The organism is Modestobacter versicolor, from assembly GCF_014195485.1.
Lineage (GTDB): Bacteria > Actinomycetota > Actinomycetes > Mycobacteriales > Geodermatophilaceae > Modestobacter > Modestobacter versicolor.
This window is the reverse complement of record NZ_JACIBU010000001.1, coordinates 3,953,430-3,979,232: the sequence shown is the minus strand read 5'-3', so window position 1 is coordinate 3,979,232 and position 25,803 is coordinate 3,953,430. Positions and strand designations below refer to the sequence as shown.

At 74.9% G+C, this 25,803-nt stretch carries 26 protein-coding genes; 11 read left to right on the top strand and 15 right to left on the bottom strand.

All coding sequences use genetic code 11. The annotated features are described in order from the left end of the window. Nucleotides 1–13 precede the first annotated feature (13 nt). From FHX36_RS19520 to FHX36_RS19490, 7 genes are all read right to left on the bottom strand, one after another. Entirely contained in the window at nt 14–1,210 is a 1,197-nt protein-coding gene (locus FHX36_RS19520; RefSeq protein ID WP_183514037.1) for a cell division protein PerM, read from the bottom strand. A gap of 91 nt (nt 1,211–1,301) precedes the next feature. Then, nucleotides 1,302–2,144, bottom strand: a complete 843-nt coding sequence (locus FHX36_RS19515; RefSeq protein WP_183514035.1) for a hypothetical protein — start codon at nt 2,142–2,144, stop codon at nt 1,302–1,304. 142 nt (nt 2,145–2,286) lie between these two features. Continuing rightward, on the bottom strand, nt 2,287–3,390 hold the full coding sequence (locus tag FHX36_RS22480; protein WP_221202972.1) for an SUR7/PalI family protein: 1,104 nt from the start codon (nt 3,388–3,390) through the stop codon (nt 2,287–2,289). Nucleotides 3,391–3,624: 234 nt separating this feature from the next. Continuing rightward, the gene (gene sucD / locus FHX36_RS19505) at nt 3,625–4,503 is read right to left on the bottom strand and encodes a succinate--CoA ligase subunit alpha (protein ID WP_110553513.1); all 879 of its coding nucleotides are present in this window, start codon (nt 4,501–4,503) and stop codon (nt 3,625–3,627) included. A 26-nt stretch (nt 4,504–4,529) separates the two neighbouring features. Beyond that, nucleotides 4,530–5,693 carry an ADP-forming succinate--CoA ligase subunit beta gene (gene sucC / locus FHX36_RS19500; RefSeq protein ID WP_110553511.1) on the bottom strand — a complete coding sequence of 388 codons (1,164 nt, stop codon included), beginning with the start codon at nt 5,691–5,693 and terminating at the stop codon, nt 4,530–4,532. A 104-nt stretch (nt 5,694–5,797) separates the two neighbouring features. Continuing rightward, nucleotides 5,798–6,202, bottom strand: coding sequence for a coenzyme B12-dependent isobutyryl CoA mutase small subunit (icmB, locus tag FHX36_RS19495; protein WP_110553510.1), 405 nt, complete (start codon nt 6,200–6,202; stop codon nt 5,798–5,800). A 34-nt stretch (nt 6,203–6,236) separates the two neighbouring features. After that, nucleotides 6,237–7,187 carry a hypothetical protein gene (locus FHX36_RS19490; RefSeq protein WP_258372951.1) on the bottom strand — a complete coding sequence of 317 codons (951 nt, stop codon included), beginning with the start codon at nt 7,185–7,187 and terminating at the stop codon, nt 6,237–6,239. 292 nt (nt 7,188–7,479) lie between these two features. Between FHX36_RS19490 and FHX36_RS19485 the strand changes: the two genes are divergently transcribed. The 3 genes from FHX36_RS19485 (at nt 7,480) to FHX36_RS19475 (ending at nt 9,985) form a co-directional block, all read left to right on the top strand. Then, nucleotides 7,480–8,391 carry an esterase/lipase family protein gene (locus FHX36_RS19485; RefSeq protein ID WP_110553508.1) on the top strand — a complete coding sequence of 304 codons (912 nt, stop codon included), beginning with the start codon at nt 7,480–7,482 and terminating at the stop codon, nt 8,389–8,391. 243 nt (nt 8,392–8,634) lie between these two features. Next, on the top strand, nt 8,635–9,534 hold the full coding sequence (locus FHX36_RS19480) for a M23 family metallopeptidase (RefSeq protein ID WP_221202970.1): 900 nt from the start codon (nt 8,635–8,637) through the stop codon (nt 9,532–9,534). Between the two features lie 40 nt (nt 9,535–9,574). Next, nucleotides 9,575–9,985, top strand: coding sequence for a VOC family protein (locus tag FHX36_RS19475; protein ID WP_110551980.1), 411 nt, complete (start codon nt 9,575–9,577; stop codon nt 9,983–9,985). Nucleotides 9,986–9,988: 3 nt separating this feature from the next. Here FHX36_RS19475 and FHX36_RS19470 read toward each other — a convergent pair whose 3' ends face one another. Together FHX36_RS19470 and pcrA are read right to left on the bottom strand one after the other, a co-directional pair. Continuing rightward, on the bottom strand, nt 9,989–10,600 hold the full coding sequence (locus tag FHX36_RS19470; protein ID WP_110551979.1) for a class I SAM-dependent methyltransferase: 612 nt from the start codon (nt 10,598–10,600) through the stop codon (nt 9,989–9,991). A gap of 7 nt (nt 10,601–10,607) precedes the next feature. Continuing rightward, on the bottom strand, nt 10,608–12,899 hold the full coding sequence (gene pcrA / locus FHX36_RS19465; RefSeq protein WP_110551978.1) for a DNA helicase PcrA: 2,292 nt from the start codon (nt 12,897–12,899) through the stop codon (nt 10,608–10,610). A 258-nt stretch (nt 12,900–13,157) separates the two neighbouring features. On the opposite strand from pcrA, the gene FHX36_RS19460 reads away from it, so the two are divergent. The 3 genes from FHX36_RS19460 to FHX36_RS19450 all read left to right on the top strand — a co-directional run bounded on the left by FHX36_RS19460 (nt 13,158) and on the right by FHX36_RS19450 (nt 15,550). Then, nucleotides 13,158–13,436: a chorismate mutase gene (locus FHX36_RS19460; RefSeq protein ID WP_110551977.1), complete on the top strand. Its 279-nt coding sequence runs from the start codon at nt 13,158–13,160 to the stop codon at nt 13,434–13,436. A 28-nt stretch (nt 13,437–13,464) separates the two neighbouring features. Further along, nucleotides 13,465–14,199 (top strand): PIG-L deacetylase family protein, encoded by a 735-nt coding sequence (locus FHX36_RS19455; RefSeq protein ID WP_110551982.1) that lies wholly within the window; start codon nt 13,465–13,467, stop codon nt 14,197–14,199. A 94-nt stretch (nt 14,200–14,293) separates the two neighbouring features. Further along, nucleotides 14,294–15,550: an acetamidase/formamidase family protein gene (locus FHX36_RS19450; RefSeq protein ID WP_110551976.1), complete on the top strand. Its 1,257-nt coding sequence runs from the start codon at nt 14,294–14,296 to the stop codon at nt 15,548–15,550. Here FHX36_RS19450 and FHX36_RS19445 read toward each other — a convergent pair. Together FHX36_RS19445 and FHX36_RS19440 are read right to left on the bottom strand one after the other, a co-directional pair. Continuing rightward, nucleotides 15,516–16,178, bottom strand: coding sequence for a response regulator (locus tag FHX36_RS19445; RefSeq protein ID WP_110551975.1), 663 nt, complete (start codon nt 16,176–16,178; stop codon nt 15,516–15,518). The two genes, FHX36_RS19450 and FHX36_RS19445, sit on opposite strands and share 35 nt — an antisense overlap. Next, nucleotides 16,175–17,407, bottom strand: coding sequence for an ATP-binding protein (locus FHX36_RS19440; protein WP_110551974.1), 1,233 nt, complete (start codon nt 17,405–17,407; stop codon nt 16,175–16,177). The genes FHX36_RS19445 and FHX36_RS19440 overlap by 4 nt, the downstream gene beginning before the upstream one ends. Nucleotides 17,408–17,539: 132 nt before the next feature. Between FHX36_RS19440 and FHX36_RS19435 the strand changes: the two genes are divergently transcribed. The 3 genes from FHX36_RS19435 (at nt 17,540) to FHX36_RS19425 (ending at nt 19,158) form a co-directional block, all read left to right on the top strand. Further along, nucleotides 17,540–17,773 carry a PspC domain-containing protein gene (locus FHX36_RS19435; protein WP_110551973.1) on the top strand — a complete coding sequence of 78 codons (234 nt, stop codon included), beginning with the start codon at nt 17,540–17,542 and terminating at the stop codon, nt 17,771–17,773. A gap of 163 nt (nt 17,774–17,936) precedes the next feature. Further along, nucleotides 17,937–18,875: a PspC domain-containing protein gene (locus FHX36_RS19430; protein WP_110551972.1), complete on the top strand. Its 939-nt coding sequence runs from the start codon at nt 17,937–17,939 to the stop codon at nt 18,873–18,875. After that, nucleotides 18,868–19,158 (top strand): hypothetical protein, encoded by a 291-nt coding sequence (locus tag FHX36_RS19425; RefSeq protein WP_110551971.1) that lies wholly within the window; start codon nt 18,868–18,870, stop codon nt 19,156–19,158. Before FHX36_RS19430 ends, FHX36_RS19425 begins: the two co-directional genes overlap by 8 nt. A 220-nt stretch (nt 19,159–19,378) precedes the next feature. Here the strand turns inward: FHX36_RS19425 and guaA are convergent, their stop codons facing one another. Genes guaA through guaB form a run of 3 tightly spaced genes read right to left on the bottom strand, consistent with a single transcriptional unit; the run spans nt 19,379 to nt 23,638 of the window. Then, entirely contained in the window at nt 19,379–20,947 is a 1,569-nt protein-coding gene (guaA, locus tag FHX36_RS19420; protein ID WP_110551970.1) for a glutamine-hydrolyzing GMP synthase, read from the bottom strand. Then, entirely contained in the window at nt 20,944–22,113 is a 1,170-nt protein-coding gene (locus tag FHX36_RS19415; RefSeq protein WP_110551969.1) for a GuaB3 family IMP dehydrogenase-related protein, read from the bottom strand. The genes guaA and FHX36_RS19415 overlap by 4 nt, the downstream gene beginning before the upstream one ends. Before the next feature lie 4 nt (nt 22,114–22,117). Beyond that, on the bottom strand, nt 22,118–23,638 hold the full coding sequence (guaB, locus tag FHX36_RS19410) for an IMP dehydrogenase (protein WP_110551968.1): 1,521 nt from the start codon (nt 23,636–23,638) through the stop codon (nt 22,118–22,120). A gap of 188 nt (nt 23,639–23,826) precedes the next feature. On the opposite strand from guaB, the gene FHX36_RS19405 reads away from it, so the two are divergent. Further along, the gene (locus FHX36_RS19405; RefSeq protein WP_110551967.1) at nt 23,827–24,249 is read left to right on the top strand and encodes a DUF5319 family protein; all 423 of its coding nucleotides are present in this window, start codon (nt 23,827–23,829) and stop codon (nt 24,247–24,249) included. An 87-nt stretch (nt 24,250–24,336) separates the two neighbouring features. On the opposite strand, the gene FHX36_RS19400 is transcribed toward FHX36_RS19405, so the two are convergent. Continuing rightward, a complete protein-coding gene (locus tag FHX36_RS19400; RefSeq protein ID WP_183514033.1) occupies nt 24,337–25,101 on the bottom strand; it encodes a LuxR C-terminal-related transcriptional regulator in 765 nt (254 codons plus the stop codon). A 385-nt stretch (nt 25,102–25,486) separates the two neighbouring features. Here FHX36_RS19400 and FHX36_RS19395 point away from each other — a divergent pair, with 385 nt between their 5' ends. Then, the gene (locus FHX36_RS19395) at nt 25,487–25,786 is read left to right on the top strand and encodes a WhiB family transcriptional regulator (protein ID WP_246405516.1); all 300 of its coding nucleotides are present in this window, start codon (nt 25,487–25,489) and stop codon (nt 25,784–25,786) included. Nucleotides 25,787–25,803 lie beyond the last annotated feature (17 nt).

The following is a 25,803-nucleotide window of genomic DNA, read 5'->3' as shown; positions in this document are numbered from 1 at the left end:
GCCTGCCGCCGCGTCAGCCGCGGTTGCGCCAGCGGGTGACCGCGGCCACCGGACCGGCGGCGATCCCGGCCTGGGCGGCGATCGCCAGCCCGGTGGCCAGCGCCGGTGCCCCGACCTCCGCCAGCCCGGCGTCGCCCAGGCGCCCCCACGCCAGCAGGACCCACAGCCCCGACAGCACGCCGACCCCGACCCCGGCGACCACGCCCCACAGCGCGGCGGTGAGCGCACCGCCGTCGGCGTCCCCGAGCCGCCGGCCGACCGCCGCGCCGGCGACCAGGCCGGCCAGCGCCGGCAGCGCCTGGGACAGGAAGGCCAGCAGCGGCACCGCCTGGGTGTCGGGGAGGGCGGCCATCAGCGGGAGCGCGGGGACGCTGCCCAGGGTGACCCCGCCGGTGGAGACGAAGGTGCCCGCGCCGACCAGGAAGCCCGGCCCCGCGGCCAGGCCCATCACGGCGGCGGCGGCGTTGGGCAGCAGCAGCAGGCTGAGGCCGACCTGCCCGGCGGCGCCCGCGCTGGCTCCCCCGAGCCCGGTGACCAGCCGGCCGACGCCGTCGACGTCGTCGACCAGGGCGACGGCGATCACCGCGGTGCAGCAGGCCGCCAGCGCCAGGGTCCCGGCGACCGCGGCGCGCACGAGCACCCGGCCCGGCCCGGGGAACCGGTCGGCGACCTCCGCGCTCAGCCCCGAGTCGCGCAGCGCGCCCAGCCCCCCGGCGACCAGCGCGAGCACCAGCGCACCCGGCACCGTGCGCAGCAGGTCGACCGACGCCTCCGGCGCGCTGACCAGCAGCGCGGTCCCGGTCGTGACCACGGTGTGCACGCCGACGACCGCCGCGACGACCCGGGCCACCGCTGCCGGGTCCTGCACGTCGCGCAGCGCCACCACCGAACCGGCCGCGCGGCTGAGGCCCCAGGCGATCGCGGCGGTGAGCAGCAGGGGGGCCAGCCGCAGCGGCCCGGCGGGGAGGTCGAGCTCGCCGCCCTGGGCGAGCAGCCAGAGCTGGCCGGCGAGCCGGGCCGACCCGCTCACCGGCAGCCCGCCGTCGGGGTCGAGCGTCTGGACGACGACCAGCGCGAGGCCGAGCCCCAGCAGCCCGGTGGCGGTGACGGCCAGGGTGGTGGCCACGGCGAGCCAGCCGCTGGCCGGGCCACGGCGCTCCCCCGGCCGTCCCGGCCCGAGGGACGGCAGCCGCGCCAGCAGGGAGGTCACCCCTCCACTCTCGCAAGCGCGGCTGGAGGGCGCGCGGTGCACGCGCCGGGCCGGCTCATCTCACGCTCGACGAGCCGGCCCGGCGACGCGGTCAGACCGTCGGGGACCCGCCCGGAGCCGGCGGCTGCTGGCCGTACGGCGCCTGCCCGTGCGGGGGCTGGGTGGGCGGCGGCGGGGTGTAGCCGGGCGGCGGGCCCTGCGGCGCCGCCGGAGCCGGCTGGCCGTAGGCAGGCGGCTGGCCGTGGGCGGGCTGGCCGGCGAACGGCGCCGCCGGCGCCGGCGCCGTCGGTGCGGTCGGTGCGGTCGGCGTGCCCTTGCCGCCGCCGCCGAACTGCGGCGCCGACTGGTTGGCCCACTGCGCTGCGCCGGAGAGCCGGCCCGGCATCGTGCCGCTGCTCCGCAGCTCCGGCAGCAGCCGGAGCACCGCGAACACCAGGATCGCGACCGACGAGAGGAACGTCAGCAGCCCCATCAGCGTGAAGCCGGCGTCGAAGGTGCTCAGCCACTCGATCAGCGTCAGCACGAAGGCCAGCCCCGCCAGGCCCGCGGTCAGGAAGGACCGCGGGAACGGGACGGCGACGTCGGCGAAGGCCGGCAGCAGCGCCCACGCCGAGGCCAGCAGCAGCAGCACGAACGCGAAGGTCAGGGTGCCCGAGTCGAACCCGTTCACCGAGACGCCCGGGATGCTGTAGCCGGAGCCCAGGTCGAACCCCTCGACGCTGAACCACGGGATGACCATGAAGACCAGGTAGAGCAGGGTCCCGACGGGCACGGCCACGTCGGCCAGCCGGAGCCGGCCCAGGTCGAAGCCCGACCGGCCGGACGACGGTGCGCCCGGACCCGCGGGTCCCTGGGCGGGTGGGGTGTTCCCCTGGGCGGAGAGCGGCGGCTGCGCCGGACCGCTCGGCGTCTGCTCCGGACCGCTGGACGTCATCGTGACGCTCCTCCTGTGTTGTTGATCATGGAGAGGAGTGTCCCGGTACGGACGGTGATCGCACAGTCCCCCGAACGTGGGTCGGCGTCCGATCTCGTTCTGCCGGCCCGGCGCCGCGATCGGGGCGGACCCCCCCCCCAGGTCAGGAGCCCTGGTGCGGGCCCGGACCGGCCGGAGGGGGCGGCGGCGGCCCGGGGCGCCAGGCCGTGGCGCCGCCGGGCTGCTGCGCGGGGCCGCCCCATGCCGGGGACGGCCCCGAGGAGGGCGGCGACCCCTGCGGGGGCTGGCCCTGTGGCGGCTGGCCCTGCGGCGGCTGACCCTGCGGCCACTGGACCTGCGCGGGCTGACCCTGCGGCCACTGACCCGGCGCGGGCTGGCCCTGCGCGTACTGGCCCGGCTGCTGCCACCCCTGCTGGTGCTGCTGGCCGCCGGGGAACGCCGCGCCCGGGCGGTTGGCCCACTGCGCCGCCTGGCCCAGCTGACCGCCGAGCGCGGCCCGGTTGCGCAGCTGGGGCAGCAGCATCAGGACGGCGGCCGCCGTCGCCACGATGACCGACAGGAAGGTGAGGAAGGCGAAGACGCTGAAACCGTCCTCGAAGCTGCGGATCCAGGCGATCAGCGTCATCAGCAGGGCGAGCCCGGTGAGCCCGACCGTGACGGCGGCAGCGGGGAACGGCAGTCGCAGGTCGGCCGCGGAGCTCACGACGGTCCAGACGCCGGCGAGCACCAGGAGGACGAAGCCGAACGTCATCGGCGAGACGTCGAAGCCGTTGTAGTCGTAGTAGTACCCGTCGCCGTCCCAGGACAGCACCATGAACACCAGCACGAGCACGGTCAGCGCGGCGATGGCGTAGTCGGCGACGCGCAGCCGCCGGAGGTCGAAGCTGATCGGCGTCCGCGGCGGACCGTAGGCGGGCTGGCTGCCGTACACCGGGCCGGGTCCGTACCCGCCGGGCTGGCCGTAGCCGGCCTGCTGACCGTAGGACGGCTGCCCGTACCCGGGCTGCTGCCCGTGGGGCTGGCCGTAGCCGGGCTGCTGCCCGTAGGACTGGCCGTACCCCTGCTGCTGGCCGTAGGGCTGCTGGCCGTAGCCCGGCTGCTGGCCGTACCCGGGCTGCTGCCCCCAGCCGGGCTGCTGGCCGTACGGCTGCTGCTGCGCCGGTCCGTGAGGAGGCTCCGGCCGAGCCGCGGCGGGGCCTCCGACCTCGGGGCCGCGCTCGTGCTCGCCCGGACCACTGGCTGTCATCGTGTCGCTCTCCTCGTCCTCGACCTGCGCGAGCATGGTCCCGGCCCCGCCCCGACGGCCGCAAGCGAACCACCCCGGCAGCCCCCGGACGACGCTGCCCGGCCCCTCACGCGGAGGGACCGGGCAGCGGTCGTGTGGTGCGCGCGGGGCGTCAGGCGCCGAGTCGGATCCGGCGCCTTCCGCCCCGGTTCCGCTCCTCGGTCGCTGGCGCTCCCTGCGATGCTCGCCGGGGCGTCAGGCGCCGACGATCTCCCGCATGAGGCGCGCGGCCTCCGACGGGGTCTTGCCGACCTTGACGCCGGCGGCCTCGAGGGCCTCCTGCTTGGCGGCCGCGGTGCCGGCGGAGCCGGACACGATGGCGCCGGCGTGGCCCATGGTCTTGCCCTCCGGGGCGGTGAAGCCGGCGACGTAGCCGACGACCGGCTTGGTCACGTTGGCCTTGATGAAGTCCGCGGCCCGCTCCTCGGCGTCGCCACCGATCTCGCCGATCATCACGATGGCCTCGGTCTCCGGGTCCTCCTGGAAGGCCTGGAGGCAGTCGATGTGCGTCGTCCCGATGACCGGGTCGCCACCGATGCCGACCGCGGTGGAGAAGCCGATGTCCCGCAGCTCGTACATCATCTGGTAGGTCAGCGTGCCGGACTTGCTGACCAGCCCGATCTTGCCGGCCTGGGTGATGTTGGCCGGGATGATGCCGGCGTTGGACCGCCCGGGGCTGATCAGCCCGGGGCAGTTCGGGCCGATGATCCGGGTCGAGCCGCCCTGGGCGTGCGCCCAGAAGTAGGTCGAGTCGTGCACCGGGATGCCCTCGGTGATGACCACGGCCATCCCGATCTGGGCGTCGATGGCCTCCAGCACGGCGTCCTTGGCGAACTTCGGCGGCACGAAGACGACGCTGACGTCGGCCCCGGTCTCCTTCATCGCGTCGGCGACGGAGCCGAAGACCGGGACGGACGCGCCGTCGAAGTCCACGCTCTGGCCGGCCTTGCTGGGGTTCACGCCACCGACGACGGCGGTGCCCGAGGCGAGCATGCGCTGCGTGTGCTTGCGCCCCTCGGAACCGGTCATGCCCTGGACGATGACCTTGCTGTTCTCGGTGAGGAAGATCGACATCTCTACAGGTCCGTTTCGCTAGGGCTTCAGGCGGCGGCGAGCTCGGCGGCGCGGCGGGCGGCGCCGTCCATGGTGTCCACCACGGTCACCAGGGGGTGGGCGGCCTCGGCGAGGATCCGCCGGCCCTCCTCCACGTTGTTGCCGTCCAGCCGCACGACGAGCGGCTTGGTGGCCTCGTCGCCGAGCTGGCGCAGCGCCGCGACGATGCCGTTGGCGACCTCGTCGCAGGCGGTGATGCCGCCGAAGACGTTGACGAAGACGCTCTTGACGGCCGGGTCGGACAGGATGATGCCCAGCCCGTTGGCCATGACCTCGGCCGAGGCGCCGCCGCCGATGTCGAGGAAGTTGGCCGGGCGGACCCCGCCGAACTCCTCGCCGGCGTAGGCGACGACGTCCAGGGTGCTCATGACCAGGCCGGCACCGTTGCCGATGATCCCGACCTCGCCCTCGAGCTTGACGTAGTTGAGGTCCTTGGCCTTGGCCGCGGCCTCCAGCGGGTCGGCCGCGGCGGCGTCCTCGAGGGCGGCGTGCTCGGCGTGCCGGAACCCGGCGTTCTCGTCCAGGGTGACCTTGGCGTCCAGCGCGAGGACGGTGCCGTCGGGGGCCTTGGCGAGGGGGTTGACCTCCACCAGGGTGGCGTCCTCCTGGGTGAAGACCTCCCACAGCTGCACGGCGATCGCGATGACCTGGTCGCGCACCTCGGCGGGGAAGCCGGCGGCGTCGACGATCTCGGCGGCCTTGGCGGTGTCGACCCCGACCGAGGCGTCGACGGGGATGCGGGCCAGCGCCTCGGGGCGCTCGACGGCCAGCTGCTCGATCTCCATGCCGCCCTCCTTCGAGGCCATCGCCAGGAAGGTGCGGTTGGAGCGGTCGAGCAGGTAGGAGAAGTAGTACTCCTCGGCGATGTCGCTGGCCTGGGCCACCATCACCCGGTGGGTGATGTGCCCCTTGATGTCCAGCCCGAGGATGTCGCCGGCGCGCGCCTTGGCGCTCTCGGGGTCGTCGGCGAGCTTGACGCCGCCGGCCTTGCCGCGACCACCCACCTTGACCTGAGCCTTCACGACGACCGGCGCGGCGATCTCGCGGGCGATCGCCTCCGCCTGCTCGGGTGTCTCGGCGACGCCACCGGGGAGCACGGGCACCCCGTGCGAGGCCAACAGGTCACGGGCCTGGTACTCGAAGAGATCCACGAACAGGCACCGTAGCTCGCGGGTGTCCGCACCGCCGCACGCGCCTCGGGCAGGGTGGGTCGTATCACACGTCTCTTCCGCTCACCGGCGGTCGGACGGACCCCTCAGACCGGCGTCCCGACGTGCTCGCGCACCCAGCTCACGATCTCCTCGGTGGTGGCGCCGGGCGTGAACACCCGGGCGACGCCCAGCCGCTGCAGCTCGGGCAGGTCGTCGTCGGGGATGATCCCGCCGCCGAAGACGACGACGTCGTCGACCTCCCGCTCGCGCAGCAGCTCGGAGAGCCGGGCGAAGAGGGTCATGTGCGCGCCGGAGAGCACCGAGAGGCCGACGGCGTCGGCGTCCTCCTGGACGACGGTCTCCACGATCTGCTCCGGCGTCTGGTGGAGGCCGGTGTAGACGACCTCCATCCCGGCGTCGCGCAGCGCCCGCGCGACCACCTTCGCCCCACGGTCGTGCCCGTCGAGCCCGGGCTTCGCGATCACCACACGGATGCGTTCGGTTGCCACGTCGCCGACTCTAGGGGCCCGGACGTGGCGCGTGTCACGCCCCGACGGAGGGAACCCGCTGCGCGCGCCAGCGCCAGGCCAGCAGGGTCAGCCCCGCGAAGCCCAGTCCCACGACCAGCAGACCGGCACCGGGCACGGTCCACTCGACGTCCGCGCTGCGGGCGGCGTCGCGCAGGCCGGTGAGCGCGGCGGCCAGCAGGAAGACCGCGACGCCCAGCAGGCCGCCCACGGCCCCCAGCCGGGGGCGCAGCGAGGGGGCGATGACGGCGCAGAGCAGCAGGGCGCCGGCGAGCAGCAGCCCACCCAGCAGGGCCAGCCCCGGCCGCTCGAGGAGGGCCTGCGGCCCCTCCTGGGTCACCACCGTCTCCAGCCCGGTGGCCGGGTCGGTGACCACCCGGTCGGGCACGTCGGCGGCGGGCAGCGCCAGGCACAGGACGGCGCCCACGCCCAGCACCGCGGCGGCCCCGGCCAGCGCGGGGCGCAGCGGGTCCAGCGCCCCGCCGTCCTCCATCACCGTGCGACCCCACGCGACCAGGGCGACGACCGCGGCGAGCACGGTCAGGGAGAGCGCGACGACGCCGAGCACCCAGCCGGCGGAGATCTCGACCGAGCTGGTGATCACCCGCTCGCCGGCGAGCACCTCGACCGCCGGGCGGACCGTCGACCCGTGCCCCTGGTAGAGCTCGATCAGCAGCCGGCCGACCGCCAGCGAGCCGGCGACGGCGGCGTAGCCGAGCCCCAGCCGCGGCACCCGGCCCAGCAGCAACCCGACCCCCACCGCCAGCGTGGCGACCGGCGCCACCAGGGCGACCAGCGCGTCGGCGACCCCGGTGACCGGGGAGACCTCCGTGCCGCCGACGACCAGGTAGGTCGGGAACGCCGCGGCCGCGGCGACCAGCCCGGCCAGGACCAGCAGGACGCCGACGGCGCGGGCCAGCACCGGGACCGGTCCGACGACCAGGACGTCGGTGGGCTCCTCGGGCACGCCGGGGCCGGTCCGCCGCTTCGAGCCGGTGGCCGGCTTCGGCGAGCGCCCGCGGGAGGCGGGCGCCGGCCGACCTCCGCCCTTGGCCGATCGGGCGGGAGCACGGTCACGGGCGGGCACTGGTCGCCTCTTCCTGGGTCGCTCGGGGCTCGTCGTGGGGGTGGGGGGCGTGTCGTGTGTCCGGTGTGTGACGCCCAGCACACCGGGGCATTACCGTCCCGACGCCGGAGCACACCAGGTGCTCAGGCCCGCCGCCCGGCGCGGGCCGCGGCGGACGGGGAGGGGGCTCGGCGTGTTCTCCACCGACCTGCCCTCCGCACCAGCGTGGCACGCCCCGGCCGCCGAGGCGGGGAGCGACGTCCCGACGCCGGTGCGCGCCACCGTGCGCGGGCTGCGCGCCCTGGTCTCCCCCGCCGCGCTCACCGGCAGCCTCACCGAGCTGGCCTGGGTCGGCGCGCACGCGCTGCTCTACCCGCTGGGCACCCGCACCGAGCAGCTGCGGCTCGACGGCCGCTACCGGCCCGGTGCGCAGCCGCCGGTGGTGCGCGCCCTCTTCGCCGACGACCCGCTGGCCGCGCACATCCCGGTGGTCCTGGTGCACGGGCTGGTCGACAACCGGTCGATCTTCACCGTGATGCGGCGGGCGCTGCGGCGGCGGGGCTTCGCCCAGGTGTGCACCTGGAACTACAGCCCGTTCCAGCGGGACGTGCAGAGCGCCGCCGAGGCGCTGGGCCGGCACGTCGAGCGGGTCTGCCGGGAGACCGGCCACGACCGGGTGCACGTCGTCGGGCACAGCCTCGGCGGCCTGGTCGCCCGGTACCTCGTGCAGCGGCTCGGCGGCGACGAGCGGGTCGAGTCGCTGGTGACGCTGGGCACGCCGCACGCGGGCAGCCGCTGGGCGCACGTGCTGCCCACGCCGCTGGTGCGCCAGCTCCGCCCCGGGTCGGCGTTGATCCGCGAGCTCGCCGAACCGGCGCCGACCTGCCGCACCACGATCACCGCCGTCTACAGCGACCTGGACCAGATGGTCGTGCCGTCGTCCGCCGGCCGCTGCGACCACCCCGACCTGCAGGCCCGCAACGTGCTCGTCCGCGGCGTCGGGCACATGTCGCTGCCGATCCACCGCGGGGTCGTCGACGAGGTCGCGGCCACCCTCGCCGGGCTGCGGAACCGGGCCGAGACGGCTCCCGCCGCGGTCGCCTGAGCACTCGCACGACCCATCTGTCACCCCTTTCTCAGCGGGTGTCGCTACTCATCGCACCTGAGGGCGACACGTGCGGTCAGGTGATTGAACCGGGCACCAGCCGTGGTTAGCGTCCCGAATGACACCGATGCAATTCGTCGTCATGTCGACCAGACGCAGTGCGCACCCGCCGGTCACCCGGCCGCCGGGTGCCCGTGCCACCCCACGGCTCCCCCCGTGGGCGCCCGCCCCGGAAGGTGCCCGTTGTCCCGTCTCCGCGAGCTCGTGGGCCGTACCCGGTCCGAGGACGGCCTCGATGCCGACCTCGCCGTCGCCCCTGCCTCCGCCGAGTGGGACTGGGACGCCGCCTGGGCGGCCACCCAGGACGACGAGCCGGCCGACCCCGGCCGCACCGACGCCGCCGCTGACGAGACCGTCGAGGACGGCGACGACGACGAGTCCGCCGCCCCCCGCGCCGGCCGCCGGCTGCGGGCGGGCCTGCCGACCCCGGCCCTCCCCCGCCCGCCGGGCCGCCGCGCCCCCGCGCTGCTGGCCGCCGCCGTCGTCGGTGCCGTGCTCACCGGCCTGCTCGGCGGCTGGGGCGGCAGCGAGCCGGTGCCGGTCGCCTCCGGCCTCGACTACGGCCTGGGCATGTCCGACGCCAGCTTCTCCGGCGGCGTCGACGTGGCCGGCGCCCGCGGCGAGATCAGCCAGGCCGAGGCGCAGGCCCGGCTGGGCGAGATCGCCGCCTCCCGCGCCGCCCGCGAACCCGACTTCGTCGTGCCCACCGACGGCCGGCTGACCACCTGCTTCTGCCAGCGCTGGGGCAGCATGCACTGGGGCCTGGACCTGGCCGCCCCGCTCGGCACCCCGATCTACTCCGCCGCCGACGGCGTGGTGCTGCGCGCCGGCACGGCCTCCGGCTACGGCAACGCGGTCTACATCCAGGACGCCGACGGCAACGTGCACATCTACGGCCACATGAAGTACTACAACGTCGAGGCCGGTGACGTCGTCTCGGCCGGCGAGCAGATCGCCAAGGTCGGCAACCAGGGCCAGTCGACCGGTCCGCACCTGCACTACGAGATCCACGTCGGCGGCATCAACGGCCGGCCGACCGACCCGCAGGACTGGCTGGCCGAGCGGGGCCTGTCGGTCGGCTGACCTGGTCAGCCGGTCGCCGGCGGCCCTAGCATGCCGCCGCATGACCGCCCCGACGCCGTACCTGCACCTGCCCGGTACCGCCCGCGACGCGCTGTCGTTCTACGGGGCCGTCTTCGGCTGCGGGGTGACGGTGCACTCCTTCGCCGACTTCGGCCGCACGGACGGCCCCGCCGAGGCGGTGGCCCACGGTCAGCTGGTCGACGGACCGGTGGCGTTGAACGCGGCCGACGTGGCCGGCGACCAGGCCCCGCTGCGGTGCGAGGGGCTGATGTTCTCGCTGCTGGGCACCGCCGACCCGGCCACCCTGCGCAGCTGGTTCACCGGCCTGGCGGCCGGCGGCCGCGTCGTCGAGGACCTGCAGCAGCGGCCCTGGGGCGCCTCCGACGGTCAGGTCGTGGACCGCTTCGGCGTCCACTGGCTGGTCGGCTTCGAGGGCACCGAGGACGGCTGACCGTCAGGGCAACCGCAGCAGGCACCACTGGTAGGTGGCGTCCGGCGAACCGGCCGGGGACCAGGTGTCGAACCGCTCGACCCGGCCGTGGCGGCCGAGCACCTGCCGCACCCGGGCGTCGGAGCGGAGGCTGAAGAACCGGGGCGGGTCGAAGTCGTCGTCCGGCCTGGGCCCCTCGACGTCGGCGCCGGCCCACAGGCCGACGGCCAGCGGGGCTCCGGGCCGGAGCACCCGCGCGACCTCCTCGAGCGCCCGGTGCACGTCGGCGTCCGGTACGTGCAGCAGCGTGCTCATCGTCCAGCCGGCGTCGAAGGCCCCGTCGGCGAAGGGCAGCGCCAGCACCGAGGCGACCGCGGCGTCGACGCCGGCGGACCGGCAGAGCCCGGCGGCGGTCACGGAGAGGTCCACGGCAGTCACCTGCAGGCCGGCCCGGTGCAGCTCGGCGGCGTCCACGCCGGGTCCGGCCCCCAGCTCCAGCACCCGGTGGCGCTGCTCGCCGGTGAGCAGCCGGGCGAACTCCTGGCGCCGCTCCACGCGCTCGGGATCGACCGCGCGGGTCAGGCGCCGGGGGGCGTCCTGGTCGTAGTACGCCGCGAGGTCGGCCTCGCCGCGCACGGCGGACCTAGAGCTTGACCAGCGGGGCGTACCGGAGCACGAGCCGCTTGGTGCCGCCGGACCCGAAGTCGACCGTCGCCTGGGCCTTGTCGCCGACCCCGTTGACCTCGACGACGGTGCCGAGCCCGAACGCGTCGTGGCTGACCCGGTCGCCGACGTCGACGCTGATCACCGCGCGGTTGCCGGCACCGCCCCGCAGCCCACCGGTGGACAGGCCGGTCGCGGCGACCCGGGACTGCGCCGAGCTCATCGGCGTGGTGTGCGCGGGCTCGGTGCGCGCCCAGTGGACGGCGTCGGGCGGCAGCTCGTCGAGGAACCGGGACGGCGGGTTGTACGCCGGCTGCCCCCAGCTGGTCCGGATCGTCGCGCGGGAGAGGAACAGCCGCTTCTGCGCCCGGGTGATGCCGACGTAGGCCAGCCGGCGCTCCTCCTCCAGCTCGCGCGGGTCGCCGAGCGCGCGCAGGTGCGGGAAGACGCCGTCCTCCAGCGCGGTGAGGAAGACGACCGGGAACTCGAGCCCCTTGGCGGTGTGCAGGGTCATCAGCGTGACCACCCCGGCGTCGTCGCCGGTCACCGGGATCTGGTCGGCGTCGGCGACCAGCGAGACCTGCTCGAGGAAGTCGGTGACCGTGCCACCGGGGGTGCCGGCCTCGAACTCCGCGGCGACCGAGATGAGCTCGTTGAGGTTGTCGACCCGCCCCTCGTCCTGCGGGTCGGTGCTGGCCGACAGCTCGGTGAGGTAGCCCGTGCGGTCGAGGATGCTCTCCAGCAGGGCTGCCGGGCCCGACCCGGTCTCGACCAGCTGCTCGAACTCCTCGAGCAGGGCGACGAACTCCTGGATGGCCTTGAGCGAGCGGGTGGCCAGCTCGCCAACCTCCGAGGCGCGGCGCAGCGCGGCCGCGAAGGGGATCCGCTCCCGGTCGGCGAACCGCTCGACGGCGGACTCGGCGCGCTCGCCGATGCCGCGCTTGGGGGTGTTGAGCACCCGGCGCAGGCTCACCACGTCGGCCGGGTTCGCCACCACCTTCAGGTAGGCCAGCGCGTCGCGGACCTCGCGCCGCTCGTAGAAGCGGACGCCGCCGACCACCTTGTAGGGCATGCCGACCCGGATGAACACCTCTTCGAAGACCCGGGAGGCGTTGTTGGTGCGGTAGAAGATCGCGATGTCCTTGGGCTGGGCCAGCCCCTCGTCGGTGAGCGCGTCGATCTGCTCGGCGACCCAGGCCGCCTCGTCGTGCTCGTTGTCGGCGACGTAGCCCTCGATCAGCTCGCCGTCACCGGCGTCGGACCACAGGTTCTTCGGCCGGCGCGAGGTGTTGCGGGAGATGACCTGGTTGGCCGCCCGCAGGATGCGCTGGGTGGACCGGTAGTTCTGCTCCAGGACGATCGTGGTCGCCTCGGGGTAGTCGCGCTCGAACTCGTCGATGTTGCGGATCGTCGCGCCGCGGAAGGCGTAGATCGACTGGTCGGCGTCGCCGACGACGCACAGCTCGGCCGGCGGCACCGCACCGCCGGCCGTGCCGACCAGCTCCCGGACCAGCACGTACTGGGCGTGGTTGGTGTCCTGGTACTCGTCGACCAGCACGTGCCGGAACCGGCGCCGGTAGTGCTCGGCCACGTCGGGGAAGGCCTGCAGCAGGTGCACGGTGGTCATGATCAGGTCGTCGAAGTCCATCGCGTGCGCCTCGCGGAGGCGCCGCTGGTAGAGCGTGTACGCCTCCTTGAGCACCTTCTCCGGCGCCGTGACGGGCGCGAAGGACTCCTCGTCGACCAGCTCGTTCTTCAGGTTGGACACCTGGTTGGCCAGGCTGCGGCCGGGATAGCGCTTCGCGTCCAGGTCGAGGTCGCGGGCCACCATCGTCATCAGCCGGACGGAGTCGCCCTGGTCGTAGATGGTGAACGAGCTCTTCATGCCGAGCTTGGCGGCCTCGGCGCGCAGGATCCGCACGCACATCGAGTGGAAGGTGGAGACCCACATCGCCCGGGCGCGCGGGCCGACCAGCGCGGCGACCCGCTCCTTCATCTCGCCGGCGGCCTTGTTGGTGAAGGTGATCGCCAGGATCTCGCCGGGCTGCACCCCGCGGGCACCCAGCAGGTAGGAGATCCGGTGGGTGAGCACCCGGGTCTTGCCCGAGCCCGCACCGGCCACGATGAGCAGCGGGCTGCCCTCGTGCACGACCGCGTCGCGCTGCGGGCCGTTGAGACCGGCCAGCATCCGGTCCAGCTCGCGCCCGGTCTGGCCGGAGGTGTGCCGGGGGAGCGCGGCGGTGCCGGGGAGGGTGTTCTGCGGGCTGCTCATGGCCCGTCCACTCTAGGCCGGGGCACCGACAGGTCCGGGGTCGCGCGTGTCGTCGCCCGGGCAGCGCTGGGCGTCGGCGGGGACCCTGTGGCAGACTCCCCCGCGTGCTGACGCAGCGGGAGTTTTCCTACGGCCACCGGGTTCCGGTGTCCGTCCTCGCTGGCTGAGCAGCCAACGCACACGACGCCCCGGGCCCACGGCCCCGGGGCGTCTCTCGTCTCCGGGGTCCGACGGCCTCAGCCCGCCCCGGAGGAACCGATGAGCCCCACCCTCTCCACCGACGCCACCACCGACCCGGCCGACCGGATCGACGCGCTGCGCAGCGAGATCGACGCCTGCGACGCGCAGATCATCGAGCTGGTGCAGCGCCGGCTGTCGATCTCCCAGGAGATCGGCGCGCTGCGCACCGCCTCGGGGGGCATGCGCCTCTCGCTGGCCCGCGAGCAGCGGGTGCTGGACCGCTTCCGGACGGCGCTCGGCCCGGACGGCGCAGCGCTGGGCATGATGCTGCTCCGCCAGGGCCGCGGCCGGCTCTGACGGCGACCCGCCTAGGCTCCGCCGCGTGATGCCGCTGCCCTCCGGTCCTGCCCAGCACGTCGAGCGGGCGCTGTGCGTGCTCGCCCACCCCGACGACGTCGACTTCGGCAGCGCCGGAACGGTGGCGCAGTGGACGGCCGCGGGCACCGAGGTCACCTACTGCATCGTCACCGACGGCGACGCCGGCGGCTTCGACGAGACCCCGCGCGACCAGATGGGCCCGCTGCGCCGCGAGGAGCAGCGGAAGGCCGCGGCCGCCGTCGGGGTCACCGACGTCCGGTTCCTCGGGTACCCCGACGGCCGTCTCGAGCTGACCCTGGACCTGCGCCGGGACATCAGCCGGGTGATCCGCCAGGTCCGCCCGCAGCGGGTGCTGACCAGCTCGCCGGAGCGGTTCTGGGAGCGCATCGGCGCCAGCCACCCCGACCACATGACCGTCGGGGAGTCGACCCTGCGCGCGGTCTACCCCGACGCCCGCAACCCCTTCGCCTTCCCCGAGCTGCTGGCCGACGAGGGCCTGGACGCCTGGACCGTGTCGGAGGTCTGGCTGGGTGCGAGCCCGCGGGCCGACCACGCCGTCGACGTCACCGACGTGGTCGACCGGAAGTTCGCCGCCCTGCTCAGCCACGTCACCCAGGTCAGCCACCAGCCCGAGGGGCAGCTGCAGGAGTTCGTCACCGGCTGGATGCGGCAGACCGCCCGGGCCCACGGCCTGCCCGAGGGCCGGCTGGCGGAGGCCTTCCACGTGGTGCACACCGCCTGACGGCCGAAACCGCCCCGTCGCCGCCGGGGCGCATCCCGGCAACACGGCCGCCGTAGAACTCCCCCGACCGCTCCACGAGCACCCGGGAGAGCAGATGACCGCGACGACGAGGACCCGGCTGCCCGGCGAGGTGCTGCAGCCCGGCGCCGGCCCGGTCGACGGCGACGTGTACCTGCCGGCCGACCCCGACCAGCTGCTGTGGGGCTACCTGCCCGGCACCGGGGAGCGGCCGGTGGCCACCGTCCGGTCCGGCGGCACGATCACCATCGACACGCTCAGCCACGAGGGCGTGCTGGAGGACCAGGGCCGCGACCCGGTGGCCTGGTTCGGCGCCCGCGGCGTGCCCCGCGACCAGGTGCTGGACGACGCGGTGGCGCTGGCCCGGGGCTACTCCCGGCACGTCCGGGACTTCGACGCCGACGGGCCGCACGTGGTCACCGGCCCGGTGCACGTCGAGGGTGCCCGGCCCGGTGACGTGCTGAAGGTGGAGACGCTCTCCGCGCTCCCCCGGGTGCCCTACGGCGTGGTCTCCAACCGGCACGGCAAGGGCGCGCTCGCCGCGGGCTTCGCCACCCCTGCCGGCGGCATCACCGCCGCGGAGGTCATGCCCGCCACCCCCGACGGCCGGGCCACCGGCGACCCGACCCGGTACGGCAACGTCTCGGTCTTCACCCCGATCGGCGCCGGCCCGGGCGGCGGGCTGGTCGCCACCCTCCCGGTCGGCCGGCACGGCTCGGCGTCCTGGCCGGTGGCCCCGTTCGCCGGGCTGATGGCCGTGGCCACCGTGGGGGACGCCGCCCGGCTGGACGACCCGCTGCTGCACTCGGTGCCGCCGACGCTGGGCGGGGGCAACATCGACGTCCGGCACCTGGTCGTGGGGTCGGCGTTCTACCTGCCGGTGGTGGCGCCCGGGGCGCTGTTCTCGGTGGGCGACCCGCACTTCTCCATGGGCCACGGCGAGGTGGCGCTGACGGCGCTGGAGGGCTCGCTGCGGCTCACCTTCCGGCTCACGGTCTGCCGGCCCGGTTCCGGCGACGCGCCGTCGGTGGCCTTCCGCTACCCGTTCGGCGAGACACCGGAGGCGTGGCTGCCGATCGGGCTGGCCGACCCCGACGGCCCGCGCAACGGGCAGGGCGGCGACCTCGGCGTCGCCGTCCGGCGGGCGGTGGTCAACGCGCTGGACTTCCTGGAGACCGACCTCGGGATGGACCGCGCCACCGCCTACGCCTACCTGTCGGCCGCGGCGGACTTCGAGATCTCCCAGGTGGTGGACCGCACGGTCGGTGCGCACGGGCTCATCCCGAAGAGCCACTTCCTCACAGCAGGCGGTTGGTCGCCGCCCACCGGGTGAGCTCGTTGCGGTTGGACAGCTGGAGCTTGCGCAGCACGTTGGACGCGTGCGACTCCACGGTCTTCACCGAGATGAACAGCCGGCCGCCGATCTCCCGGTAGGTGTAGCCGCGGGCGAGCAGCTGCATGACCTCCCGTTCCCGGGCCGACAGCAGGTCCAGGCCGGGGTCGGTGGCCGGGTCCTCCGCCGGCGCGGGTGCGGCGGGGCCGCTGGCGGCGAAGGCGTCGAGCACGAAGCCGGCGAGCCGGGGGCTGAAGACGACGTCGCCCTCGGCGACCCGGCGGACGGCGTCGCGCAGGTCGGCGCCGGAGATGGTCTTGGTGACGTAGCCGCGGGCGCCGGCCCGGATGACGGCGATGACGTCCTCGGCGGCGTCGGACACCGACAGCGCCAGCCAGCGGACGGTCGGCAGCTCGGTCCGCAGCGACTCCAGGACGGCGTGCCCGCCCCCGCCGGGCAGGTGCACGTCGAGCAGCACCACGTCGGGCGTCGTCGCCCGGATGCCGGTGACGGCGGTGGCGACGTCGGCGGCCTCGCCGACCACCTCGACGTCGCCGCCGAGCTCGGCGCGGACCCCGGCGCGCACCATCGCGTGGTCGTCGACCAGGAAGACCCTCGTGGTGCTCATGCCGGTGCCTCCACGTGCTCGTCCCGCGGGAGGCACAGCTCCACCTCGGTCCCCTCTCCTGGTGCCGAACGCACCGTCGCCGTGCCGCCGAGCCGGGTGAGCCGGCCGACGACGGAGTCCCGCAGTCCGCGCCGGTCGGTCGGCACGGTCTCCGGGTCGAACCCCGTGCCGCGGTCGCGGACGAAGACGGTGACCGACCCGCCGGTCACCTCGCTGTAGAGGGAGACGGTGCCCGCGCCGGAGTGCTTGGCCGCGTTGACCACCGCCTCCTTCGCCGCCTGCCCGAGGGTGGCGACGGCCTCGTCGACCGGCAGGTCACCGACGACGACCGGCTCCACGGTGACGGCGTGGTCGGCTTCCACCTCGGAGACCAGCCGGGCCACCAGACCGGCCCAGGTGCCGCCGGTGGCGATGGCCGGCTCGTAGAGCCAGGCCCGCAGCTCGCGCTCCTGGCTGCGGGCCAGCCGGCCGACGACGGTCGGGTCGTCGGCGTGCCGCTGGATGAGCGCCAGGGTCTGCAGCACCGAGTCGTGCAGGTGGGCGGCGACCGCCGCGCGCTCCTCCGACCGGATCACCGCGGCGCGCTCGGCGGCCCGCTGGTCCAGCAGCCGGCGCCACAGCGGCGCGGTGGCCAGGGTGATGCCGACCAGGATGACGACGGTCGCGGTGAAGCCGTTGCGGGCGTTGGCCAGCTGCCCGGTGGTGACCAGCAGCAGCACGACGCCCCCGACGCCGAGCGCGATGCCGCCGGCCAGGCCCCAGCGGGCGTTGCCCTGGGTGAGGTCGGACTGGCTGTCGAACTGCCGCCAGATGACGGCGAGACCGGCACCGGCCAGCAGCAGGGGCAGCAGGACGTCGGTGCCGCCGAAGCTCGCCAGCCGCGACACCGCGCCGACGGCGACGGCCGCCAGCAGCGCCAGCCCGAGCAGCTGCCGGCGGCTGGGGCGCTGCGGGACGACGCCGGGCTGGACCTCGTCGGGGTCGCCGTCGGTCGAGGCCACCGGCATCGTGAGCCAGAGCAGCGCGTAGGCCACCACGCCGATCCCGGTGACCGCCAGGCCGACGAAGACCACCCGCACCACGATCGGGTCCAGCCGCAGGTGCGCCGCCGTCCCCCGGGCGACGCCGGCGAGCAGCCGGCCGTCGCGGGGGCGCACCAGGGCCGGCCGGGGCGCCCGGCCGGGTTCCCCGGCGGTGCGGCCGGCCGTCGGCGCGGTGCTCGTCGTCACGCACCGATGGTGTCACCGCGCCGGCTCGCCGCACACCGGTGATCACCCGGAGTGCTGGCAGCCGTGCGGATCAGGGGCGGTCCCGGGCGTTCCCCGATACCGCTGGAGCCGATCGCCGAGCAGGTTGGTGGCATGACCTCGACGACCGCCCCCGCCCCCCTCCTTCCCGCCCCGTCCCGCCCCCGGCTGACCCGCAGCCGCACCGACCGCCGGCTGCTCGGCGTCGCCGGCGGGCTGGCCGAGCACACCGGCATCGACGCCGTGCTGTGGCGGGTGGCCTTCGTGGCCCTGACCCTGGCCGGTGGCAGCGGCGTGCTGGTCTACGGGCTGCTGTGCCTGCTGCTGCCGGAGGCCGACCAGGCCTGACCGCTCCCCGCACCGCTCTCCCCCGGGACCGGGGACGGACGCCACCGCGCGTCCGTCCCCGGTCCCGTCCGCGTGTCGGGGTCATCCCCGAGCCGGCGAGATCAGGGTCGGTCCAGGGGGTTCCCGGATACCGCCGGGACGCCGAGCTGGGCAGGCTCGTGGCATGACCTCAGCACTCCCCCCGTCCGCCCCGCCGCCGGCTGCCGACCAGCCCGTCGGCGCGTGGCCGCCCCCGCCGCCGCCCCCGCCGTCGGCCCCGCCCCGCCAGCAGCTGCGCCGCAGCCGCAGCGACAAGGTGATCGGCGGTGTCGCCGGCGGTCTCGCCGAGTACACCGGCGTCGACGCGCTGCTCTGGCGGGTGGGCGCCATCGCGCTCACCCTCGCCGGCGGCAGCGGCCTGGTCATCTACGTGCTGCTGTGGCTGCTCATGCCGGCGGGTCCGCAGGTCCAGCCCGGTGAGCCCGCCGCCGTCGAGCGTCCCCGCACCGGGCCCCGCTCCCCCGTCCCCGGCATCACGGTCGCGGCGCTGCTCATCGTCGCCGGCATCGGCGTGCTGCTCACCCAGTTCACCGACGTCGACCTGGGCGCCCGCGGGTTCCTCGGCACCGCGCTGCTGGTGGTCGGTGTCGGCCTGGTGGTCGGCGCGGTCACCGGCGTGGGCCGGGGGGCGAAGAGCGGCCTGATCGGGCTGGGCATCGTGCTCTCCGCAGCGCTCGTCGTCGTCTCCGCCATCGACCTGCCCGACGGTGACGTCGGCGACCGCACGTTCCGGCCCGTCACCGCCGCTGCGGTCGACGACGTCTACGAGCACGCCGTCGGCGACCTGGACATCGACCTGACCGACGTCGACCTGACCGAGGTCCGCGACCCGATCGTCACCCGGGTCGACCACGGGCTGGGCGACGTCGAGGTGCTGGTGCCCTTCTCCGCCGACGTCCGGATCAGCGTCGACTCCGGGATCGGCGAGGTCGAGGTCTTCGGCGACAGCTCCGAGAGCGGCTTCTACCCGGGCACCGGCTCGCCGTGGTCCGGCGACGACGAGGCCGAGTTCGAGATCACGATCGACAACGGTCTGGGCAACGTGGAGGTGTCCCGTGGTTGAGCCCTTCGAGCGCCAGCCCCTCGAGCGCCAGGACACGGAGGTGTTCCCCGAGGGCGGGACGCCGGCCGGCGCCACCTCCGTCGAGCCGGCCGCGCCGCGACGCGACGTCGAGCCGACGCCGCTGGTGGCCGGGGTGGTCTTCATCCTGCTGGCGGTGCTGCTGATGACCGGGGTGGACATCCCGGCCGACTGGTTCGGCTCGGGCATCGCCTGGGTGCTGCTGATCGGCGCCGGGGTCGCGCTGCTGTTCAACGAGCTGCGCAAGGCCCGCCGCCGGCGCTGAGCCACCGGCGCCGGGCCAGGGTCACCCGGCGCCGGTGCAGCCACGAGGGGCCCGGGGAGCACAGCTCCCCGGGCCCTTCGTCGCGTGCAGTCAGTGGGAGGACGTGAGATCCGCGCTCACCGCAGTGGCTCTGGTGCCCGGCCCGAGCGCCAGCGAGGGCCGGTCAGGCGCCCTTCCGGGGCCCGCCGCGAGCCTGCGAGTGGTGGGGAGAAGGGGGTCCTCACTCCCACTCGATGGTGCCCGGGGGCTTGCTCGTCACGTCCAGCACGACCCGGTTCACCTCGGCCACCTCGTTGGTGATCCGGGTGGAGATCTTCGCCAGCACGTCGTAGGGCAGCCGGGTCCAGTCTGCGGTCATCGCGTCCTCGCTGGACACCGGGCGCAGCACGACCGGGTGGCCGTAGGTGCGGCCGTCGCCCTGCACGCCGACCGAGCGGACGTCGGCGAGCAGCACCACCGGGCACTGCCAGATCTCGGTGTCCAGCTTGGCGGCGGTGAGCTCCTCGCGGGCGATGGCGTCGGCCTGGCGCAGCACGTCCAGCCGCTCGCGGGTCACCTCGCCGACGATCCGGATGCCCAGCCCGGGGCCGGGGAACGGCTGGCGCTGCACCAGGGTGTCGGGCAGCCCGAGCTGGCGTCCCACCTCGCGCACCTCGTCCTTGAACAGCGTGCGCAGCGGCTCGACCAGGGTGAAGGTGAGGTCCTCGGGCAGCCCGCCGACGTTGTGGTGGCTCTTGATGTTCGCCGTCCCGGTGCCGCCGCCGGACTCCACGACGTCGGGGTACAGCGTCCCCTGCACCAGGAAGTCGACGGTCTCGCCGTGGGCCTGGGCGTCGGCGACGACGTCCAGCGCGGCCTGCTCGAACACCCGGATGAACTCGCGGCCGATGATCTTCCGCTTCTGCTCCGGGTCGCTGACCCCGGCGAGGGCGGCGAGGAACTGCTCGCTGGCGTCGACGACCCGCAGGTCGGCGCCGGTGACGGCGACGAAGTCGCGCTCGATCTGCTCGGTCTCGCCCTGGCGCATCAGCCCGTGGTCGACGTAGACGCAGGTGAGCTTGTCGCCGATGGCGCGCTGCACGAGCGCGGCGGCCACCGCGGAGTCGACGCCGCCGGACAGCCCGCAGATCGCCCGCCGGTCGCCGATCTGCTCGCGGATCAGCGCGACCTGCTCGTCGACGACGTTGGCCATCGTCCAGCTGGGTGTGAGGCCCGCGATGTCGAACAGGAAGTGCTCGAGGACCGTCTGGCCGTGCGCGGTGTGCTTGACCTCCGGGTGGAACTGCACCCCGGCCAGCCGGCGGTCGACGTCCTCGAAGGCCGCGACCGGGGCGCCGGTCGAGGTGGCGGTGACGGTGAACCCGGGCGGGGCCGCGCTGACCGCGTCGCCGTGGCTCATCCAGACCGACTGCTCGTTCGGCAGGTCGCCGAACAGCCGCGCCTGGGTGGTGACGGTCAGCGGGGTGCCGCCGTACTCGCGGTCGCCGGTGTGCGCGACCGTGCCGCCGAGGCTCTGCGCCATCGCCTGGAAGCCGTAGCAGATGCCGAAGGCCGGGACGCCGGAGGAGAACACCGCCGGGTCGACCTGCGGGGCGCCCTCGGCGTAGACGCTGGAGGGCCCGCCGGAGAGCACGATCGCCGCCGGCTTGCGGGCCAGCAGCTCCTCCACCGGGACGTCGGAGCCGACGAGCTCGGAGTAGACGCCGGCCTCGCGGATCCGGCGGGCGATCAGCTGGGCGTACTGCGCGCCGAAGTCGACGACCAGGACGGTCGGGAAGTCCATGCTCATCCGACCAGGTGCCCCGGACCCGCGGCGCTCACGCCGTCGCCGCCCAGCACCAGGTCGACCCGCTGGAACTCCTTCAGGTCGCGGTAGCCGGTCTTGGCCATGGTGCGGCGCAGCGCCCCGAACAGGTTGGTGCGCCCGTCCGCGGAGTCGGCCGGGCCGGCCAGCACGTCGGCCAGCGAGCCGCGGGGGGCCGCCGGGGCGGAGGTGCCGCCGCGGGGCAGCCGCGGGTGGGCGGCCACGGAGTCCCACCAGACGCCGCCGGCCGGGGCCTCCTCGGCGATCCGCAGCGGCTCGCCCAGCTGCACGGCGTCGGCGCCGCAGGCCAGCGCCCGGGCGATGGAGCCGCTGGTCTCGATCCGGCCGTTGGCGATCACGTGCACGTACCGGCCACCGGTCTCGTCGAGGTAGTCGCGGCGGGCCGCGGCGGCGTCGGCGATGGCGCTGGCCAGCGGCACCCGGATGCCCATGACGGCGTCCGCGGTCGACCAGCTGTCGGCCCCGACGCCGACGATGACGCCGGCCGCGCCGGTGCGCATCAGGTGCAGCGCCGTCTGGTAGTCGGCCGCACCGCCGACGATCACCGGGACGTCGAGGTCGGCGATGAACTCCTTGAGGTTCAGCGCCTCCCCGGCCGTGGTGACGTGTTCGGCGGAGACAATGGTGCCCTGGATGACCAGCAGGTCGACCCCGGCGGCCAGCACCGTCGGCGCCAGCGCCACGGTGTGCTGCGGGGAGACGCGGACCGCCGTCGTCACACCGGCGGAGCTCATCTCCTTGATCCGGGCGGCGATCAGGTCGGGCTTCACCGGCTCGCCGTAGACCTGCTGCAGCAGCGCGGTCGGCGGGCCGGAGTCCGGGCCGGCGGCGTCCCGCAGCTGCCGGTAGACCTCGGTCGGGTCCTCGTACCGCGCCCACAGGCCCTCGGCGTTGAGCACCCCGAGGCCGCCGGCCTGGCCGACGGCGATCGCGGTCGCCGGGCTCACCACGGCGTCGCTGGGGCTGGTGACCAGCGGGATCTCGAACCGGAAGGCGTCGATCTGCCAGGCGGTCGAGACATCGTCGTGGTCACGGGTGCGCCGCGAGGGGACGATCGACACCTCGTCCAGGTCGTAGCCCCGGCGGGCGAAGCGGTTCAGGCCGATCTCGACGTTGTCGCGTACGGGCAACGGGTCACCGACCTCGGTAGTTGGGGGCTTCGACGGTCATCTGGATGTCGTGCGGGTGGCTCTCGGTGAGCCCGGCGGAGGTGATCCGGGTGAGCTGGCCGCGCTCCTGCAGCTCGGCCACCGTGGCCGTGCCGGCGTAGCCCATCCCGGCGCGGAGGCCGCCGACGAGCTGGTGGGCGACCCCGGACAGCGGCCCGCGGTAGGGCACCTGGCCCTCGATGCCCTCGGGGACGAGCTTGTCGTCGGAGAGGACGTCGTCGGCGAAGTAGCGGTCGCGGCTGAAGGACTGGTTGCCGCGCTTCTGCATGGCGCCGAGGCTGCCCATGCCGCGGTAGGTCTTGTACTGCTTGCCGTTCATGAAGACCAGCTCGCCCGGGGCCTCCTCGACGCCGGCGAAGAGCCCGCCGATCATCACGGTGTCCGCGCCGGCGACCAGGGCCTTCACGATGTCGCCGGAGTACTGCAGCCCGCCGTCGGCGATGACCGGGACGCCGGCCGGGCGCGCGGCGAGCGCGGCCTCGTAGACGGCGGTGACCTGCGGGACGCCGACGCCGGCGACCACCCGAGTGGTGCAGATCGAGCCCGGCCCGACGCCGACCTTGACCGCGTCGACCCCGGCGTCGACCAGCGCCTGGGCGCCGGCCCGGGTGGCGACGTTGCCGCCGACGACCTGCACGCCGTGGCCGACGTTCGCGAAGTCCTTCTTCACCCGGGCGACCATCTCCAGCACCGCGCGCTGGTGGCCGTGGGCGGTGTCGACGACGAGCACGTCGACCCCGGCGTCCACGAGCAGCCCGGCGCGCTTGTAGGCGTCGTCGCCGACGCCGAGGGCCGCGCCCACGGTCAGCCGGCCGTCGACGTCCTTGGTGGCGTGCGGGTACTGGTCGCGCTTGACGAAGTCCTTGACGGTGATCAGCCCGCGCAGCCGGCCGGCGGGGTCGACCAGCGGGAGCTTCTCGATCTTGTGCTGCTTCAGCAGCGCCAGCGCGGTCTCCGGCTCGACGCCGACCGGCGCGGTGACCAGCGGCATCGGCGTCATCACGTCGCGGACGAGGCGGCTCTGGTCGGTCTCGAAGCGCATGTCGCGGTTGGTGACCATGCCGACCAGCACGCCGTCGGCGTCGACGACGGGGGCGCCGGAGATGCGGTAGCGGGCCGACAGCGCGTCGACCTCGGCCAGGGTGTTGCCGGGCGCGCAGGTGACCGGGTTGGTGACCATGCCGGCCTCGGAGCGCTTCACCAGGTCGACCTGGCTGGCCTGGTCCTCGGCGGCGAGGTTGCGGTGCAGGATGCCCACACCACCGGCGCGGGCCATGGCGATCGCCATCCGCGACTCGGTGACGGTGTCCATCGCGGAGGAGACCAGCGGGATGGCCAGCCGGATCCCCCGGGTCAGCCGGGTGCTGGTGTCGACCTCGGTGGGGACGATGTCCGAGGCGCCGGGCACCAGGAGGACGTCGTCGTAGGTCAGCCCCAGGGGGGCGAACTTGGCCGGCAGTTCGGGGACGCGCTCGTCGGGCTGCATGTGCCGCTTCCCTCTCGACTTCTCACCTGGGAGCGCCTCCGGGGCGCACGGGAACCCACACCATGCTAGGCGGAGCACCACATCGCCCCCTCCCCCCGTTACCGTGGTCTGTTGGACGGGCGTGCCCGTCCAGCTGCTGAGAGACCAGCAGCGCCGCACCAGGCCGGCCGTACCGGCGAGGAGGACACGTGGACGCGTGGGACGACGCATTCGGCGCATCCCCGGATCGCGACCCGGACTTCGGGCCGGACGACCGGGTGGGTCAGCCGCCGCTGACCATGGAGGAGCGCGCCGGGGTGCTCGACGACCTCGCCGAGCTCGAGGTCTTCCGCACGCTGCTGGAGCCCACCGGGGTCAAGGGCATCGTGGTCGACTGCCCCGACTGCGACGAGGAGCACCACGTCGACTGGGCGCTGATGCAGGCCAACCTGCGCCAGCTGCTCGACGAGGGCCAGACCGGCCGGCACGAGCCGCCGTTCGACCCCAACCCCGACGACTACGTCAGCTGGGACTACGCGAGCGGCTACGCCGACGGGGTGGCCGCGCTCGCCGAGCGCGAGGAGCCCAGCGGCCGGCACGGCGCCGCCGGCAAGCACGCCCGCGACGACTGAGGACCGACCCCGCACGCCCAGGAACGCCTCAGCGCGGTGTCCGGTCGACCGGACACCGCGCTGAGGCGCTTCTCGAGGAGTTCTTCGTCAGGTCATCATCCCGCGGCGGAAGCCGGTGGCGACGGCCTCGGCGCGGTCCTTGGCGCCCAGCTTGCGGAACAGCCGCCGGGCGTGGGTCTTGATGGTGTCCTCGGACAGGTAGAGCTCCCGGCCGATCTGGGCGTTGCTCTTGCCCTGGCTCATGCCGGTGAGCACCTGCATCTCGCGCATGGACAGGTTCACCTGGGGCGTCTCGGGCACCGTGGAGCGCACCGTGGTCGGCGCGGAGCCGGCCAGCGCGCTGGCCCCGCCCCACGGCGACGGGCCGGACGACGGCCCGGGGCCGCCGGCCATGGCGACCGCGTGCTGCGGGGCGCGCGGCGGCGGCGCCAGCTGCGGGCGGCCGGGGTCGGGGCGCATGCCGGTGCGGGAGAGGCCGAGGCCGAGCTCCAGCGGGCTGGCGTCCCAGCGCAGGTAGCCGCGGGCACCGAGGGCCACCGCGGCGCGGACGGTCTCGGCGTCGTCGGGGGCCCCGAGCATGAGCACCGGCACCCCGGGGTGCGTGCGCAGCACCTGGGTGGCCACGGACAGCCCGCTGTCGGTGGCCCGCTGGGTGCCGACGAGGAGGACGTCGGGCAGGCGGTTGTCCAGGCGGGTCATCAGCGACGCGGGGTCACCGACGGCCTCCACCCGGCTGACGAAGGGCAGCGCGAGCAGCCGGCCGGCGACGTCGTCGCGGACCCGGCGCCGCTCGTCGAACACCCAGACCACGGCTCCACCGCCGCCGTTGCCGCGCATCCTGTCCTCGATCACGACGTGCTCCCGTCCGCGCCGGCAGCGAGCCGGCGACCTGCCGACCGGGCGTCGCCCGGGCGGGTGTCCGGAGCGGGTTGGTCACCCGCTCCTGGGAGCGCCGACCTCGACCGGTGTCCCGGACGGGTGTCGGGTGTCCCCCACACCACTCGTGGTCGGCACTCCCTGTGATCACCTTGATGCCCTCGGTAGCTGCTGGACAGCGTCCGTCACCCCGCCGGGTGAGGCTCCGCGGGGCGGGTGCCACCGCGTGAGTGCGACCAGCACACCGCGGGCGATCTCGCAGCCCGAAAGCGGACGGCGGTGTTTGCGCCCCAGAAGCAGCGGGCATCGGCCCAGAAGTGACCGGGCAGACCCCCCGGTGCACCCGAGCCGAGGAGGTCCAATGGCTGACATCCGCCGACTGCCCAACCCCGTCGCCGAAGTCTGGGACTGGCAGTTGCACGGCGCCTGCCGGGGCGAGAGCACGTCGCTCTTCTTCCACCCCGACGGCGAGCGGGGGCCGGCCCGGGCCCGGCGCCAGGCCGCCGCGAAGGCCGTCTGCGGACGTTGCCCCGTCCTCGACTCCTGCCTGCGGCACGCGCTGTCCGTGCGCGAGCCCTACGGGGTCTGGGGCGGCATGAGCGAGGAAGAGCGGGCGCGCCTGATCGCCGCGGAGCCCGCGGCGATCGCTGCCGGGGTCTGAACCACCGGCGGGAGGCC

Bases quoted from the DNA above. Each gene is read 5' to 3' on its own strand.
- FHX36_RS19515 (WP_183514035.1), bottom strand. From the start codon at position 2,144: ATGACGTCCAGCGGTCCGGAGCAGACGCCGAGCGGTCCGGCGCAGCCG.
- FHX36_RS22480 (WP_221202972.1), bottom strand. From the start codon at position 3,390: ATGACAGCCAGTGGTCCGGGCGAGCACGAGCGCGGCCCCGAGGTCGGA.
- sucD (WP_110553513.1), bottom strand. From the start codon at position 4,503: ATGTCGATCTTCCTCACCGAGAACAGCAAGGTCATCGTCCAGGGCATG.
- FHX36_RS19475 (WP_110551980.1), top strand. From the start codon at position 9,575: ATGACCGCCCCGACGCCGTACCTGCACCTGCCCGGTACCGCCCGCGAC.
- pcrA (WP_110551978.1), bottom strand. From the start codon at position 12,899: ATGAGCAGCCCGCAGAACACCCTCCCCGGCACCGCCGCGCTCCCCCGG.
- FHX36_RS19460 (WP_110551977.1), top strand. From the start codon at position 13,158: ATGAGCCCCACCCTCTCCACCGACGCCACCACCGACCCGGCCGACCGG.
- FHX36_RS19455 (WP_110551982.1), top strand. From the start codon at position 13,465: ATGCCGCTGCCCTCCGGTCCTGCCCAGCACGTCGAGCGGGCGCTGTGC.
- FHX36_RS19450 (WP_110551976.1), top strand. From the start codon at position 14,294: ATGACCGCGACGACGAGGACCCGGCTGCCCGGCGAGGTGCTGCAGCCC.
- FHX36_RS19445 (WP_110551975.1), bottom strand. From the start codon at position 16,178: ATGAGCACCACGAGGGTCTTCCTGGTCGACGACCACGCGATGGTGCGC.
- FHX36_RS19435 (WP_110551973.1), top strand. From the start codon at position 17,540: ATGACCTCGACGACCGCCCCCGCCCCCCTCCTTCCCGCCCCGTCCCGC.
- FHX36_RS19430 (WP_110551972.1), top strand. From the start codon at position 17,937: ATGACCTCAGCACTCCCCCCGTCCGCCCCGCCGCCGGCTGCCGACCAG.
- guaA (WP_110551970.1), bottom strand. From the start codon at position 20,947: ATGAGCATGGACTTCCCGACCGTCCTGGTCGTCGACTTCGGCGCGCAG.
- guaB (WP_110551968.1), bottom strand. From the start codon at position 23,638: ATGCAGCCCGACGAGCGCGTCCCCGAACTGCCGGCCAAGTTCGCCCCC.
- FHX36_RS19395 (WP_246405516.1), top strand. From the start codon at position 25,487: ATGGCTGACATCCGCCGACTGCCCAACCCCGTCGCCGAAGTCTGGGAC.